Consider the following 15727-nt stretch of genomic DNA (forward strand, 5'->3'; position numbering starts at 1 on the left):
GGGACGCTAAGTGCGCCGCGCGGACCTGGGCACCCTTGCGCTCACAACTCCTGCTTCTGCTCATAACCCGCGGTTCTGCTCGTTTTGCTCGCGCTGCGACAACGAATGCGACACGAAGACTGGTCATCGGCGTCGGCGACGTTTACGTTGCGTTCACACAAGGACGAAACGGAGCATCAGGTTCCTGGCCGGCGGAAGGCAGAGGTCGAAGCACATGCGGATTCACTGGCCCCGCCGTGTCTTCGCCCAGGTCCTGCTCACCCAGGTGGCCATCACCACCGGCGTGATCATGCTCGTCACCGGACTCTTCCTCGCGCCCCTCAGCAACCAGCTCGACAACCAGGCGATGCACCAGGCGCTGTCCATCGCCCAGACCACCGCCGCCGAACCCGGTCTGGTGCGCAACCTGACGAGCACCGACCCCAGCCCCTCCGGACCCGTGCAGGCCGAGGCGGAACGGATCCGGCGGGCCACCGGGGCGCTCTACATCGTGGTCATGGACACCCGCGGAGTGCGCTGGTCGCACACCGACACCGCGCAGATCAGCCGGCACGTCTCGACCGACCCCAGCACGGCTCTGGGCGGCCAGGAGATCATGCAGATCGACAACGGAACCCTGGGCCGCTCGGCACGCGCGAAAGTCCCCCTGCGCGACGGGAACGGGACCATCGTGGGCGCCGTCTCGGTCGGCATCGCCTACGACAGCGTCCATGAGCGGCTTCTCGGGGCCATTCCCGGTCTGCTGCTCTATTCCGGAGCGGCGCTCGCCGTGGGTGTACTGGCCGCCCTGGCCGTCTCGCGGCGGCTGCAGCGCAGCACGCACGGGCTCGCGTTCGCCGACATCTCCGCGTTGCTGGACGAGCGGGAGGCCATGCTGCACAGCATCCGCGAGGCCGTTCTCGCCCTCGACGCCCGGGGCCGGATCCGGTTGCTCAACGACGAGGCGCGGCGCCTGCTGGAGCTGGGCCAGGACGCCGTCGGCCGGGCGCTCGGCGAGGTGCTGCCGCCCGGCCGTACGACGGAGGTGCTGGCGGGACGGGTCGAGGGAGCCAACCTGATCACCGTCTGCAACGGGCGCGTGCTGATCGCCAACCGCATGCCCACCGGTGACGGCGGAGCCGTCGTCACCCTGCGCGACCGCACCGAGCTGGAACTCCTCGGCCGTGAACTGGACTCCACGCACGGCCTGCTGGACGCGCTGCGCGCCCAGGACCACGAGCACGCCAACCGGCTGCACACCCTGCTCGGGCTCCTTGAACTCGGGAGGCACGAAGCCGCGGTGGAGTTCGTCGCGGAGGTGACCAGCGGTCACCGGGCGTCGGCGGAACAGGTCTCCGAGCGCGTCAACGATCCGCTGTTGTCGGCGCTGTTGGTGGGCAAGTCGGCCATCGCGGCGGAGCGGGGCGCGTCCCTGCGCGTCTCGCCGGGCACCCGGCTCCCGGACGTGGTGGTGGACCCGCGCGATCTGGTGACGGTCCTCGGCAACCTCATCGACAACGCGCTGGACGTCGCCTCGCTCATCGAGGTCGAGCTGCTCGCCGAGGGGACGACCGCGGTCCTGCGGGTCAGCGACAACGGTCCCGGAATACCTCCCGGCATGCGCGAGCACATCTTCACCGAAGGCTGGTCCACCAAGGAGTCCCCCGCGCACCGCGGCCGCGGTCTGGGCCTGGCACTGGTGCGTCGGCTGGCCGAGCGCTACGGTGGCGCGGCTCGCGTCACGGCCAGGGCCGGCGGTGGCGCGGTGTTCACCGTCGTTCTGCCCGAGGCACTCGGCGTCCGGCCGCCGACCGAAGTGGGAGAGTTGCGATGATCGATGTCCTGGTGGTGGACGACGATTTCCGTGTCGCCGAGATCAACGCCGAGTATGTGGCCAGGGTTCCCGGCTTCCGCGTCGTCTCGCGTGCGCACACCGCCGCGCAGGCGCTGGCCTTCCTGGAGCGCGAACGTGTCGATCTGGTCCTGCTCGACCACTATCTTCCGGACGAGACGGGGCTGACCCTGGTACGGCGGCTGCGCCAGCTCGGTCACCCGGCCGATGTGATCATGGTGACCGCGGCCCGTGATGTGTCGACCGTCCGGACCGCGATGCGGTACGGCGCCCTGCAGTACCTGGTCAAGCCGTTCAGTTTCACCGGTCTGCGGTCGAAGCTGGAGAGTTACGCGGCCCTGCGCCGCACCCTCGAAGGCGTGGGTGGCAGTCGGGGCGAGGCGGGACAGGAGCAGGTCGACCAGATCTTCGCCGCGCTTCGCACCGCGGAGTCCGGCCCTGCGGCGGCCCTGCCCAAGGGCCACTCGGCGCCCACGGCCGATGTGATACGCCATGTCCTGTCGGCGGCCGACGAGCCGTTGTCCGCGCATGAGGTCGCCACCCGGGCCGGGCTGAGCCGCTCCACCGCCCAGCGATACCTCAAGTATCTGGAGGGGGCGGGCCGGATCAGCCTCAGTCTCAAGTACGGCGACACCGGCCGGCCCGAACACCGTTACGCGTGGGCGAAGGCGAACTGAGCGGCGTACGGTGCCGTACAGGCCCGGCCGCAGCGCCGGCACACAATCTCACGCACCAGGCCGAAGGGACCGATCCATGAACCGACTCGGTACGAAGACCCGGGCGCAGGTCCGCCGCACGGCGGAGAACTCCCGTTCCGGACGGCGGCGATGAGCCCGTCCGGGGCCGCGGCCGTGGAGCTCACCGACGCAGCCGCCGATCTGGTGCGCCGGCTGCGCGCGGCCCACGGTCCGCTGATGTTCCACCAGTCGGGCGGCTGCTGCGACGGCAGCGCGCCCATGTGTTACCAGGCCGGTGAATTCCGTACCGGCGGCTCGGACGTGCTGCTGGCCTCACTCGATGTCGACGGGGTGGCGGAGAGCGTCCCGTTCTGGATGTCGAGGAGTCAGTACGGGGCGTGGGCGCACACCCGGCTGATCGTCGACGTGGTGGCGGGGCGGGGCAGCGGATTCTCCCTGGAGGCGCCGGAGGGGGTGCGGTTCCTGATCCGGTCCCGGCTCGTCGGCTCGTGACGGGGGCGTCGCAAAGCCGCGATTTGCCGAACGTGACGGAGGCGTCGCAAAGCCGCGGTTTGCCGATCGTCACGGAGGTGTCGCAAAGCCGCGGTTTGCCGATCGTCACGGAGGTGTCGCAAAGCCGCGGTTTGCCGAACGGCAGGATTCCGTGAGGGTGCGGTGGCGACGGCCCAATGATCGTGGCACCGGTGGTAGCGGCGGGCGGGGCTCTCCCGACGGGGTGAGCCCGCGCCGACCGACGGCCACCGGAGCGCAGCCGGTCACGTCAGCGAGGAGAAGCACATGCCGTCCATCGCTCGTCGAGGAGCTGGACTTCGCGGGGCGCCGTTGCCCGGTCGAGGCGAAGGGTGCCCGGACCAGGGCCCGCCCCCGGGGCCAGGCGCGCGAGGACCACGTGCTGGAGCCCGTGTACGGGGATGCCGGCACCTCCCGGCTTCTGCCCCCGCTGCTCAAGGGACGCGCCCGCGGGCCGGTTTTCGTCACCCACCGCCGTCCGGGGCCGGGCAAGGTTGTCAGCTCCCGTGACCTGTGCCCAGACACCGGGCTGGCCCGGCTGTCGTACGGTCAGGCCCGCACCCTGCTCGACGAGGACACCGCCCTGCGCGGACCGGGCACGGGCTGGGACCTGCACGAATACCGCCACTCCTCCCTGACCCATCTCGGCGAACAGGGCGCCTTGCTGATGATGCTGATGGCGAAGTCCCGGCACAAGAAGCCGGAGAACGTCCGCCGCTGCTTCAAGCCGTCCCCCCGAGGCGATCGCCGAACTCACCAGCCTGCTCGCCCCTGGCGACAGCCGACGCTGAGCTGCGTGTGAAACTCCAGGGGGACAGGACACCATCGTGTCCGCCCCGGTCCCCCTACTGATCGCGCGGAGAGCGACGCCGCCACGAGGCCCCCTTCCGCTTGCTCCGATCGCGTCATCAGGCTGACATCTATGCTGGTGCGTCTATGTCTGCGGAGGCTGGCAACCGCTCGCGGCGGATCGACGCAGGCGCTCCAGAGGGGCACCAGAAATGACCACTGAACGAAAATTCGCCGACGCCGAAACCCTGACCCCGGTGATGCGGGAGGCCTTTGGCACCGACCGCCGCATCGCCGCCGTCGACCGCCTGCTCAACGGCACCAAGAAGGGCGTCTACCGCGTCACGCTGGACGACGCCACGAGCACGATCGTCTATGTCTGGAACGCCGACGAGGACTACTGGGACGGGCTGCTTCCGGATGGCCACGACGACCCGTCGAACCCGTTCGCCCACGCCTCCGGTATCGAATTCTTCGAGGCCGCCACCCGTCGGCTGGAAGCGGTCGGAGCTCGTTCGCCGCGGCTGTTACTCGCTGACCGCAGCAAGAATATGTACCCGGCCGACATCGCCGTCGCGGAGGACGTCCGCGGCGGAACGCTGGAGGCGCTGCTGGAACGCGATCCGGACGCCGGCCGGCAAACGCTCGCGCAGCTCTCGGACATGCTTCGGCGCATGCATGCCTACCGCGCGCCGACGTTCGGGCGGGTGGCGTGGATCGACGGCGGGGGCGCGCCGCCGGACACGACCTGCGAGCAGGCATACCTGGAGCGCGCACTGGTGAACATCGCCACCGCCGTGCCCCGCGACGCCCGCGCGGCCGAAGGCGAGGCCATGCTGGAGGAGAAGCTCCGCACCCTGCACGCCGCACTCGAACCGCGCGCAGAGCTCGGCGTGGTCCACGGCGAGCTCTGCGCGGAACACACGCTCGTCGGGCCGGACGGGGAGCCCGTCATCATCGACATCGAGGGCCTGATGTACAGCGACATCGAAGTGGAGCACTGCTGGATGCGGATGCGCTTCGGCCCGCACTACGAGGCACTCCGCAACCCGGACCTCGACCCGCAACGCGTCAAGTACTACCAGTACGTCATGCACCTGGACCTGGTCGGCGGCCCGCTTCGCATCGCCGAGGGCGACTTCCCGAACCGGGAGTGGATGCTCGGCGTCGCGGACTTCCATCTACAGCGGGCGCTCGCCCATGAGGCATGAGTCGTCCGTGGGACTTCGGCCGATCGCGGCCTCACACCGGCGCGGTGGGAAACAGCAAGCCGGCTGGCGCAGGAAATTGTCCAGAGTGCTCATCAGCCGGGCGACACGACTGCTGCCGCCTGTCGCGGGCGGGTAGCGGCAGAGCACATCGACGAGCACCGGTGTCGCACGCTGCCGAGACCGTTCCGGCAAGGCATCCCCGATCGCGCCGACCGGGTCGCTCCCCGCCCTCTCCCGCGTCTTCCGGCACGGACAGTCGCCCTCGGGCGGCAGCTGTTCGCGGCAACGGCCGCACAGGCCGAGGCAGTCGAGACAGAGACCGCCGTCGAGCCGGTCCAGATGTGGCGCCGGGGGACCGCCGGCGGCGGCACTGCACGCGGTGTCCGGTGACCGTGCCCTCGGGGCCCCGGTCACCGAACGGGCCGCCGAAGTCAGGGCTTGAGGCTGCTGACGACGTCGGCCGTGGCCGTCAGGCCGTTCTGAATGGTCGGCCCCATGCTCGTACCCGCGAGGAAGAACCCGAGCATGGCGCAGACCAGCGCATGCGAGATCTTCAGCCCCCCGTTGCGGAGAAAGATCACCGCAAGGATCAGCAGAAGCAGCACCAGTGAGATCGAAATGGCCATGGCCAACCTCCTCCGCCGCGCCGGAATGCGGCATTCGGCCGCCAGTGTGGCGTAGCGGGGAGGCCATCCGGCGGACTGGCGTGTCCGCCATACGGGTGTTGACTGGCTGTCACGCTGCCGACGGCGCGCCCGTGTTCGGTCAGCCGCCGAGTGCGGCGGCCTCGGCTCCGGCGTCCCTGTCATGGGTACGCAGGAAGTGTTCGAGCCCCGCCAGGTCGTCGGTGTTGAGGTGGTCGACACCGGCAGCCAGCAGCTCGGTCCATACGGCGTCCCGCTCCGGTCCGGCGACGTCGGGAGTGGCCCAGAAGCGGACGCGTTGGCCGCTTCGGTGGGCGGTGGTGACGAGCGAGCGCAGTTTGTCCCGTTCGGCCACGGGGAAGGCACCCGCACCCAGCCAGCCGAAGTTGTCGCTCCAGCTGCTGCTGATGAGTGGAATGAACGACGCGGTGGCCGCGGTCCCGAGGTCGTCGGGCCGACCGTCGTAGAAGGCATAGCGGGTGCGCTGGGCCTCCATCGGGACGCGGGCGGCGCGGTCTCCGGAGATGACGGGCGTGATCGCGCCGGGCCGGACCCCGCCGTGCTGGTACACCGTCAACATCTGCCGGTACCGCCGGAGCTGCCTGTCGAGTTCGAGGTAGGCGGCCGCCCCGTCGGTCTTGATGTCGATCAGCAGCTGGACGGGTTCGCGATAGCCGGGGTGGACCGTTCCGTGGTTGGTCCGGACCCTGGCCAGCAGCGGGTCCAGGTAGAGCGAGGCGAGGGTCCGGCCGGGGTCGAGGTCGGTGGCCTCGTGGGCGACGAGCAGTTCACCGTCTACGAGGAAGATGTCCGCCTCGACGCTGGTGAATCCGTGGTCCAGCGCATCGTGGAGGGGGCGCGTGTGCAGGTAGTCGTTGTGTGCGTGGGCCCGGCGCAGCGGGCGCCGGCGGGGCCGGCCTGCGGCCGGGCTCGCGGCGGAGGCCTCGGACGCGGCGGCTGTCCGCGGGGACAGCACCGCGCCTGCGGCGACGGTGGCGAGCGCGGTGGTGACGACGCTTCGACGGGTAGGGAACGCCATGGATTCTCCCGGGGGCGAGGGATGGATCGGATGGTCGGACGCGACCGAGTATGCGACCGGGATCCCTGTAAATGGCAAGCGATGCACGGAAGTTGACCGGGCCGTCGCCCGCTCGTCGACTGTCGTTCCCCCCGGCCGGGGCCGTCCGGCGGCGGTGGGGGCTGCCGCTGTGCTTCCGCTCGACCGGAGTCTGCCGGATACGACCCCGTCCGGCATCTTCCTTGTCGTATGCGCGAGGGCCACACCCTCATCGGGCCGGGCTCATGGCCTCCTCCGGTGCGCCGTGCCCGGCGATTTCCTGCCAGCCGACCGTGCGGTCGCACCAGCGTTCCAGCAGCACCCGGTCGTGGCCGACGGCCAGCAGACCGGCCCCGGTCTCGCGTCGGTAGGACTCGACGACCGCGACCAGCGCGGCGGTCGTCGACGCGTCGAGCATCGCCGTCATCTCGTCGCAGATCAGCCAGCGCGGCCGCAGGACCAGTGCCCTGGCGAGGCAGGCACGCTGCAACTGGCCGTCGCTCACCTCGTGCGGGCGCCGGTTCAGCAGTTCGGCGGTGAGACCGACAACCGGTGCCAGTTCGGCCACCCGGTCCGTCACCGCCGAGCGCCGGCCGGTCGCGCGCAGGGGCTGGGCGATGAGTTCGCGGAGGCTGAGCCGGGGGTCGGCCGAGAGCCGGGGCTGTTGGAAGACGACGCCCACAGCGGTGCGCTGCACCCTCGGGGCGCGGTGCCGCCAGCCCCGTACCGGTCGGCCGTCCAGTGCGACCGTGCCCGAATCCGGGCGGTGCAGCAGCGCTGCGACTCTGGCCAGGGTCGACTTGCCGCAACCGCTCGGGCCCAGCAGTCCGATGGACTCGCCGGGTCCAACCGTCAGTGAGGCGTCGCGGACCACGGGGTCGCGGGGGTCGTATCCGGCGGTGATACGGGTGAGTTCAAGCATGGGCGGACTCCTCCGCGGCTGTCCGCACACCGTGGTGGCAGGCGAGACGGCCGTCGAACGGGGGCGGGACGGAGCACCGGTCGTCGGCGCGGCCGCAGCGGGCTGCGAACGCGCAGCCGTCGGGGAGCGCGCCGAGTTCCGGCGGCATTCCGGGGATGGGGGCGAAGGCGCGCTCCGGGAGGGCGTCGAGCAGACCGCGGGCGTACGGGTGGCGCGGTCCCGGCTCCCCGAAGAACCTTTCGGCGTCGGCGAGTTCGACGATGCGACCCGCGTACATCACGGCGACCCGGTCGGCGATCCGCTCGGCCGCCGCCAGGTCGTGGGTGATGATCAGGAGCGCCCTGCCGCCGTCGGTGTGGCGGCGCAGTTCGTCGACGGTCCGCTCGACCAGGTCGCGGTCGAGTCCGGTGGTCGGTTCGTCGGCCAGGAGCAGGGGTGCGTCGCCGATCAGGGCCAGCGCGGTGGCGGCGCGCTGGGCGAGGCCGCCGGAGAGTTCGTGCGGGTACCGGTCCAGGTGGTCGGCCGGGAACGCGGCGCGCGCGGCGGCCTGTTCAGCGGCGGCGCGCAGTGCGGGCCTTCGGGTGCCGGCCAGTTCGCGGAGGGTCTCCTCCAGCTGGGCGCGCACCGTGCGGACCGGGGTGAGATGGGCCGCGGGGCTCTGCGGTACGAGTCCGATGCGGCGGCCCCGTACCGTGCGGGCGAGGGTCCGTTCATCGGCGGTGAGGAGATCGGTGCCGTCGTGGAGCAGCGCCGAGCCCGCGGTCCGCGCGTTGCCGGGGAGCAGGCCCAGCAGCGCGGAGGCGAGCACGGACTTGCCGCAGCCGCTCTCGCCGACCAGGGCGAGGCACTCCCCCGCCGCGAGGTCGAAGCGCGCGTCGCTGACGGCCGCGATGTGCCGCCCGCCGCGCATCCTGAAGCGGACGGAGAGCCCGCGTACGGAAAGGACCGGGGTCCGAGGTGCCTGCGTCTGCGGGTCCGGGTTCCGCGCGTCCGGGTTCCGCGCTTCCAGGTTCCGCGCTTCCGGGTTCCGCGCTTCCGGGTTCTGCGCTTCCGGGACGGTGTTCACAGCATCAGCTCCGATCGGCGGCGCGGGTTGATCCGTTCTCGCCAGGCACCCGCGAGGCCCGCCAGGGCGAGGGTCGGAATGATCAGGAACAGGCCGGGGAAGAGCGTCGGCCACCAGGCGCCGGCGAGCAGCGAACCTCGCGCCGTCTGCACGAGGTTGCCGAGGCTGGCCTGGTGGGTGGGGAGTCCGAGCCCCAGGAAGGAGAGTGCGGACTCGTGCCACATGGCGTGCGGCACCATGAGCACCGCGGCGAGGCCCGCCTGCGGGAGCACCGCGGGCAGCAGATGCCGGACGATGACCCGGCCTCGTGAGGCCCCGCCGGAGATCGCCGCGTCGATGAACGGGCGCGAGCGCAGCGACAGCACTTCGGAGCGGACGATCCGCGCCGTCGAGAGCCAGTGGGTGAGGGCGACGGACACGATCACCGGGCCGACGCCGGGTCGGAACATGGCGACGACGAAGATGCCGAGCAGCAGGTGCGGTACGGACGAGAAGGTGTCCACGAGCCGCATGACGATCCGGTCGGTCCAGCCCCCGAACGCGGCGGCGAGCGCACCGACGGCGGTCCCGATGACGGTGGCGGTGAGCCCGGCGACGATGCCGACGAGCAGCGACACGCGGAGCCCGTACACGCAGCGCAGCAGCAGATCGCGGCCGACGTCGTCGGTGCCGAACGGGTGCTCCCAGGACGGTGGTCGGAGTCTGGCCGCGAGGTCGACGGCCTGCTGGTCGAGCTGGACCAGCGGCGGTACGAACAGGACCGCGAGCAGCACCGCGGCGACGATCCCGGCGGAGCCGGCCAGCCGGATGCGGCGGGACGTGCGGCGGGCGGATCCGAGGACGAGTTCAGCCATCGAAGCCCACTCTCGGGTCGGCGATCGCGTACAGCAGATCGGAGAGGAGATTACCGAGGACGACCGCCGCGGTGGCGAGCACGGTGAGCGCCGCGAGCAACGGGAAGTCGACGGAGGTGGCGGCCTGGACGGTGGCGGCGGCGATGCCGGGCCAGCTGAAGACAGTCTCGACGAGCAGGGCGCCGGTGATGAGTTCGGGGACGCGGGAGCCGATGAGGGTGAGCATCGGCAGCATGCCGGAGCGCAGTGCGTGGCCGAGCAGCACAGTGCGTTCGCGCAGTCCGCGGGCGCGGGCGCCGCGGACCGGATCCTCGTCGAGCGCGTCGGCGACACCCTGGCGTACGTAGAGGAAGAACCACGGGAGCTGGGAGATCCCGAGCACGGCCGCGGGGAGTACCAGATGGGTGGCGACCTGGCCGAAGGTGACGGTATCGCTGGCCGCGTCGGTGAGGCCGCCGGCCGGGAGCACATCGAGTTTCAGGGCGAAGAACCAGATGGCGAGCAGGCCGAGCCAGAAGGCCGGGGCGGCTTCGAGCGTGTACGCGGCGGAGCTGACGCACCGGTCGAGGAGGCCGCCCGGTCGGCGCGCGGCCAGTACGCCGAGGCCCGTGCCCAGGACGACGGCGACGAGGAAGGCGGTCGCGGCGAGCAGCACGGACCAGCCCAGGCGCTCGCCGATGACGTCGGCGACGGGTTGGCGCATCACGCTGGAGTCGCCGAGGTCACCGCTGAGCGCGGAGGTCAGCCAGTCCCACCAGCGGGTCACGAGGGGCTGGTCGACGCCGAGGTTGGCCCGCAGTTGATCGAGGTTCTCCTGCGAGGCGGTGAGACCGGCGGTGCCCGCGTACGCCTTGACGGGGTCGAAGGGGGAGGCGGCGGCGACGGCGAAGACGCCGAACGTCACGGCGGCCAGGACGGGGACGGCGAGCAGCACCCGTCGTCCCGCCATCCTGCCCATCTGCCCCCACGGGAGGCGGTGGTTCACTTCTTCGGCGTCCAGTCCTCGACGTTCCACCACGGGCCGGAAGCCAGGCCGTGGTCGTGCGGTTCGACCTGGGTGGTGAGGGCGCCGAAACGGTCCTTCACGACGTAGAGGTGGTCGATGTGGGTGAGGAAGGTGTAGCCGGGGTTCTTCACCAGTTCGCGCTGGACGGTGTCGTAGGCGGCCTTGCGTGCGGCCGTGTCGCCGCTCCTGCGGCCCGCTTCGAGGGCCTGGTCGACGGCGTCGTTGTCGTACCAGGCCATGTTGTTGAAGCCGTCGCCCGCGAGCGAGGACTTCAGCAGGGTGTACTGGTCGAAGTCGGGGTCGGCGGGCGATCCGCCCCCCGCGAGGACCGCGTCCTGCTTCATCCGGGGCTCGATGACCTCCCAGGTGCCGGCCTCGGTGGTGATGTCGATGCCGGCCTTCTTGGCGTCGGAGGCGTAGGCCAGTGCGTGGTCCTGGCGGAGCTTGTCGCCGGTGAGGTACCAGAGCGGGAACGCGGCGCGTACGCCGTCCTTGGTGCGGATGCCGTCCTCGCCGGGCTTCCACCCGGCGTCGTCGAGGATCTTCTTCGCGGCGGGCAGGTCGTGGGTACGTTCGGTGCCCTTGGCGAACCACTCGCTGTCCGTGGGGACGGGGCCGTAGGCGGGCCTGCCCTCGCCGTTGAGGATGGAGTCGACCATGGCCTTGCGGTCGACGGCGACATCGAGGGCGCGCCGGATCGCGGTGTCGCCCGCGACCTTGTTGTGGGTGGGCAGGGTCACTGTGCGGTAGTCGTACGTCGTGGCGGCGTACGTCCGCATGCCGTTGCCACGGGCGAAGCCCTTGGCCAGATTGGGCGGCAGGACCGCGCCGTCGAGCTCACCGGAGCGCAGCCGGGTGGCGCGTATGTCGTCGTCCTTGATGATCGCCATGGTGAACTGCTTCACCTTCGGTGCGCCGCCCCAGTAATCGGGGTTGGCCCTGAAGCTCAGCTTCTCGCCCTTGGACCACTTGGTGAGGACGTACGGTCCGGTGCCGATGGGGTGGGTGGTGAAGGCGCCGGTGTTGACGTCCTGCCTGCCCGCGACGTGTTCGGGGGCGATGGGCAGGACGGTGCGCTGGGCGAAGGGCGCGTAGGGGTACTTGAGTGTGAAGACCACGGTTTCGTCGCCGGTCGCCGCGACGCTCTTCACCGCGTCGAGTTCGGTCCGGGACGCGTTGTTGGTCTTCTCGTCCAGGATGGTGCGGTAGGTGAAGACGACGTCCTTGGCGCCGAACGGCTTCCCGTCACTGAACTTCACGCCTTGGCGGAGCTTGTACGTGTACGTCAGTCCGTCGTCGCTCACCTCGGGCAGCGCGGCGGCGAGAGCGGGCCGCAGCTTCATGTGCGCGTCGAGCGCGAGCAGCCCGTCGAAGATCTTGGAGTTGCCGTCCTTGCCGTAGCCCAGCAGCGGGCTGAGACTGTCGGGCTCGTAGGCGATTCCGACCACCGCCGACTCCCCCGCACCCGAACCGGATCGGCTGCCGTCCGAGCCGCCCGGTTGTGAGCAGGCTGCCGCGGTCAACGACAGTACGGTCGCCAGTGTCGCGGCGACCGCTCCCCGTATCGATCGGCCCGTCATACTCTGCACATCCCTTATTGAAGATCGACTGTTATTGCGACTCGGTCGCAATTAAACAACAGGTAAAGGGATGCGCGGTACCCCACCGGATGCCGGAACGACGGAGCGGAGGTGCGCCGACACGCACCTCCGCTCCCAACTGCCCCCGCACCGCGAGGTGTTCCTTACGGCGCGGGCAGATTGACCAGCTCGGCAATGGCCTCGCGATGGTGTCCGGCCGTGCCGTACGCGATCGAGTCGGCCTTGGCGCGCTTGAGATACAGGTGCGCCGGGTGCTCCCAGGTCATGCCGATGCCGCCGTGCAGCTGAATGCACTCCTCCGCCGCGTGCACCGCGACCTTCGCGCAGTACGCCTGCGCGACGGCCACCGCCAACGGCGTGTCGGGGCTGCCGGTCGCAAGGGCGTCCGCGGCGTTCCGCGCGGCGGCGCGGGCCGACACGACCTCCAGCCAGAGCTGCGCCATACGGTGCTTGAGGGCCTGGAAAGAGCCGACGGGCCGGTTGAACTGGTGCCGTTCGCGGGTATGGCGGACGGTCTCGGTCAGGCACCACTCGGCGAGTCCGAGCTGCTCGGAGGCGAGCAGTCCGGCGCCCGCCAGCAGGCCACGGCGCACGGCGAAGACCGCGGACGCGCCGTTGGCCAGGCGGGTTCCGGGGGCCTTGGCGAGGGTGACGGTGGCGAGCGGGCGGGTCAGGTCGAGCGGGACGAGGGGCTCGACGGTGACGCCTGCGGCGCCGGTCTCCACCGCGTACAGACCGTCGGTCGTGGGGACCAGCAGCACATCGGCCGCGGGCGCGTCGGCGACGCCGGTCACGGTCCCCTCCAGCGCGTCGGCGACGACACCGGCCGGCTGCGCGGCGCCGGGCGACGGGGCGGAGAACGGTACGGCGAGGACCGCGACCTTGCGCCCGGCGGCGAGGTCGCGGAGCAGTTGGGTGACGGGGCCGTCCAGCGCCCCCAGCGCGAGAAGGATCTCGGTGGCGACGACCGCGCTGGTCAGATACGGCACGGGGGCGACAGCGCGCCCCAGCTCCTCCAGCACCACCGCGGCCTCGCGGTGGCCGGCACCCTGCCCGCCCAGCTCCTCCGGCACCAGCAGTCCGGCGGCGCCGATGCCGGCGGCGAGGGCCTTCCAGAGCCGCTGGTCGTAGGGCGTGTCGGACTCGATGCGGGCGAGCACCGCCGGCGCGTCGCACCGGTCGGCGAGCAGCGAACGCACCGCTGCCCGCAGATCGTCCTCGGCCTGCGAGTACAGCAGATCGGGCGCCCGGGTCTCTTCGGTCGGTGCGGTCATCGAGCCAGGTCCTTCCAGGGGACGTCCTTGTCGTTGCGCGGTTCGGCCGGCAGGCCGAGGAGGCGTTCGGCAATGATGTTGAGCAGTACTTCGCTGGTGCCGCCCTCGATGGAGTTGCCCTTGGAGCGGAGATAGCGGTATCCGGCGTCGCGTCCGGTGAAGTCGACGAGTTCCGGGCGGCGCATGGTCCAGCCGCTGTACAACAGGCCTTCCTCGCCGAGGAGTTCGACTTCCAGTCCGCTGATCTCCTGGTTGAGCCGGGCGAAGGCGAGCTTCATGCCGGAGCCCTCGGGGCCGGGCTGCCCGGCGACGAGCTGCTGGCGCAGCCGGGTGCCGGTGAGCCTGGCGACCTCGGCCTCGACCCAGAGGCTCAGCAGGCGCTGGTGCAGGTCGTGGGTGCGCAGTTCGGGGCGGGCGCGCCAGGTGCGGGCGACCGGGCCGATCATGCCGCCCTCGCGGGGGATGCGTGCCCCGCCGATGGAGACCCGCTCGTTCATCAGCGTGGTCTGCGCGACCTTCCAGCCCTCGCCGACCGGGCCGAGGCGCCTGCTGTCCGGGATGCGTACGCCGGTCAGGAAGACCTCGTTGAACTCGGCTTCGCCGGTGATCTGGCGCAGCGGCCGCACCTCGACGCCGGGGTCCGTCATGTCGCAGATGAAGTAGCTGATGCCGCGGTGCTTGGGCCGGTCCGGGTCGGTGCGGGCGATGAGGATCGCCCAGCGGGCCAGATGGGCGCTGGACGTCCAGACCTTCTGTCCGTCGACCACCCAGTCCTCACCGTCACGGACGGCGCGGGTGCCGAGCGCGGCGAGGTCGGAGCCGGCGCCCGGTTCGCTGAAGAGCTGGCACCAGACCTCCTCGCCGACCCACAGCGGTCGCAGGAAGCGCTGCTTCTGCTCGTCGGTGCCGTAGCCGAGGATGGTGGGCGCGGCCATGCCGAGGCCGATACCGATCCGGCGTGGGTCGTTGTCGGGGGCGCCCGCGGCGGCGAGTTCGGCGTCGACGACGGACTGCAGGGAGCGCGGCGCGTCAAGGCCGCCGAAGCCGGCCGGGTAGTGCACCCAGGCGAGTCCGGCGTCGAAGCGGGCCTTGAGGAAGTCGGTGCGGTCGGTGGTGGCCGGAGGGTATGCGGCGAGCAGCTCCTGGGTACGGCGGCGGAGTTCGGCCGCGTCGGGTGCGGTCATCGGGCGGCTCCTGACGGGAGGACGACGATCCGGCCGGTGCCGGCACCGTCCGCGACCCGCTGGACAGCGGCCGCGGCCTGGTCGAGCCCGACGCGCTCGCTGATCAGCGGCTTGATGACCCCCTCGGCCGCGAGACGGGTGAGTTCGTCGTGGCAGGCGCGGACGGCGGCCGGATCCTGGGTGTTGTACAGACCCCAGTGGAGTCCGACGATCGAGTAGTTCTTGACGAGGGCGTGATTCAGCGCGGGGGTGGGGATGACTCCGCTCGCGAAGCCGACGACGATCACCCGGCCCTCGAAGGCGACGCACTTCACGGACTTGGCGTACGCGTCGCCGCCGACCGGGTCGTACACCACGTCGGCGCCGCGCCCGCCGGTGGCTTCCTTCACGGCGGTGACGATGTCCTCGCTCCGGCGGTCGATGACCAGGTCGCAGCCGAGCTCGCCGGCGGTCTTCGCCTTCTCGGGGCCTCCCACGACGCCGATGACGGTCGCTCCGGCGGCCTTGCCGAGCTGGACGGCCGCGCTGCCGACCCCACCGGCCGCCGCATGGACCAGGAGCGTCTCGCCCGCCCGGAGACGCGCCCTGCGGTGCAGACCGAACCAGCCGGTCTGGTAGCCGATGTGGAGGGCGGCGGCCTCGGCGTCGTCCAGGGATTCCGGGGCGGGCAGCAGGGACGCCTCGTCCGCGACGACGTACTCGGCGAATCCGCCGTTCGGCAGGGCGGGCGTGGCGAGCACCCTGCGGCCGTCCGGCGTCCGGCCGCAGATCTCCACCCCGGGAGTGAACGGCAGCGGGGGCCGCACCTGGTACTGGCCCCGGCAGAGCAGTGCGTCGGGGAAGTTGATGTCCGCCGCGAGCACTTCGATGAGCACCTGCCCGTCGCCCGGCGCGGGCCGGTCGGTCTCTTCGAGCCGCATCACCTCGTTCGGCTCGCCGTTCCGGTGCACTCGCCATGCCTGCATGAGGGGGCCTCCACAACATTGTCGGCATTACCACTGCTCCGGCGCATACTAAGCGGTTGCTTGTCTCTCTGGAAACAACCTGCCGCTGTCGGTTTCGGCCGGGGGCGGGCATGGC

General features: G+C 71.2%; 14 protein-coding genes and 1 pseudogene. 5 read left to right on the plus strand and 10 right to left on the minus strand.

The window, feature by feature from the left end:
• Nucleotides 1–214: 214 nt before the first annotated feature.
• The 5 genes and pseudogenes from ACFU8Q_RS09685 (at nucleotide 215) to ACFU8Q_RS09705 (ending at nucleotide 5039) form a co-directional block, all read left to right on the plus strand.
• Entirely contained in the window at nucleotides 215–1813 is a 1599-nt protein-coding gene (locus tag ACFU8Q_RS09685) for an ATP-binding protein (protein WP_384450316.1), read from the plus strand.
• Complete coding sequence (locus ACFU8Q_RS09690; RefSeq protein ID WP_384450319.1) at nucleotides 1810–2508, plus strand: response regulator; 699 nt, start codon at nucleotides 1810–1812, stop codon at nucleotides 2506–2508. The genes ACFU8Q_RS09685 and ACFU8Q_RS09690 overlap by 4 nt, the downstream gene beginning before the upstream one ends.
• A gap of 150 nt (nucleotides 2509–2658) precedes the next feature.
• A complete protein-coding gene (locus tag ACFU8Q_RS09695; protein WP_384450321.1) occupies nucleotides 2659–3021 on the plus strand; it encodes a DUF779 domain-containing protein in 363 nt (120 codons plus the stop codon).
• Between the two features lie 304 nt (nucleotides 3022–3325).
• Nucleotides 3326–3830 (plus strand): annotated as a pseudogene (locus ACFU8Q_RS09700) (site-specific integrase); the annotation flags it as partial.
• 210 nt (nucleotides 3831–4040) lie between these two features.
• Nucleotides 4041–5039, plus strand: a complete 999-nt coding sequence (locus ACFU8Q_RS09705; RefSeq protein ID WP_384450323.1) for a phosphotransferase — start codon at nucleotides 4041–4043, stop codon at nucleotides 5037–5039.
• 431 nt (nucleotides 5040–5470) lie between these two features.
• Here ACFU8Q_RS09705 and ACFU8Q_RS09710 read toward each other — a convergent pair whose 3' ends face one another.
• From ACFU8Q_RS09710 to ACFU8Q_RS09755, 10 genes are all read right to left on the minus strand, one after another.
• Nucleotides 5471–5665 carry a hypothetical protein gene (locus ACFU8Q_RS09710; protein WP_383755045.1) on the minus strand — a complete coding sequence of 65 codons (195 nt, stop codon included), beginning with the start codon at nucleotides 5663–5665 and terminating at the stop codon, nucleotides 5471–5473.
• A gap of 139 nt (nucleotides 5666–5804) precedes the next feature.
• A complete protein-coding gene (locus tag ACFU8Q_RS09715) occupies nucleotides 5805–6722 on the minus strand; it encodes a phosphatidylinositol-specific phospholipase C/glycerophosphodiester phosphodiesterase family protein (RefSeq protein ID WP_384450325.1) in 918 nt (305 codons plus the stop codon).
• 247 nt (nucleotides 6723–6969) lie between these two features.
• Complete coding sequence (locus ACFU8Q_RS09720; RefSeq protein WP_384450327.1) at nucleotides 6970–7662, minus strand: ABC transporter ATP-binding protein; 693 nt, start codon at nucleotides 7660–7662, stop codon at nucleotides 6970–6972.
• Complete coding sequence (locus ACFU8Q_RS09725; protein ID WP_384450350.1) at nucleotides 7655–8671, minus strand: ABC transporter ATP-binding protein; 1017 nt, start codon at nucleotides 8669–8671, stop codon at nucleotides 7655–7657. Before ACFU8Q_RS09725 ends, ACFU8Q_RS09720 begins: the two co-directional genes overlap by 8 nt.
• Nucleotides 8672–8724: 53 nt before the next feature.
• Nucleotides 8725–9582, minus strand: coding sequence for an ABC transporter permease (locus ACFU8Q_RS09730; RefSeq protein WP_384450330.1), 858 nt, complete (start codon nucleotides 9580–9582; stop codon nucleotides 8725–8727).
• Entirely contained in the window at nucleotides 9575–10540 is a 966-nt protein-coding gene (locus tag ACFU8Q_RS09735; RefSeq protein ID WP_384450352.1) for an ABC transporter permease, read from the minus strand. The genes ACFU8Q_RS09730 and ACFU8Q_RS09735 overlap by 8 nt, the downstream gene beginning before the upstream one ends.
• A gap of 23 nt (nucleotides 10541–10563) precedes the next feature.
• A complete protein-coding gene (locus ACFU8Q_RS09740) occupies nucleotides 10564–12168 on the minus strand; it encodes an ABC transporter substrate-binding protein (RefSeq protein WP_384450332.1) in 1605 nt (534 codons plus the stop codon).
• 164 nt (nucleotides 12169–12332) lie between these two features.
• Nucleotides 12333–13463 (minus strand): acyl-CoA dehydrogenase family protein, encoded by a 1131-nt coding sequence (locus tag ACFU8Q_RS09745; protein ID WP_384450335.1) that lies wholly within the window; start codon nucleotides 13461–13463, stop codon nucleotides 12333–12335.
• Entirely contained in the window at nucleotides 13460–14647 is a 1188-nt protein-coding gene (locus ACFU8Q_RS09750) for an acyl-CoA dehydrogenase family protein (protein ID WP_384450338.1), read from the minus strand. The genes ACFU8Q_RS09745 and ACFU8Q_RS09750 overlap by 4 nt, the downstream gene beginning before the upstream one ends.
• On the minus strand, nucleotides 14644–15612 hold the full coding sequence (locus tag ACFU8Q_RS09755; RefSeq protein ID WP_384450341.1) for an NADPH:quinone oxidoreductase family protein: 969 nt from the start codon (nucleotides 15610–15612) through the stop codon (nucleotides 14644–14646). The genes ACFU8Q_RS09750 and ACFU8Q_RS09755 overlap by 4 nt, the downstream gene beginning before the upstream one ends.
• Nucleotides 15613–15727: the final 115 nt, after the last annotated feature.

The sequence above is a fragment of the Streptomyces sp. NPDC057543 genome (assembly GCF_042801895.1).
Lineage (GTDB): Bacteria > Actinomycetota > Actinomycetes > Streptomycetales > Streptomycetaceae > Streptomyces.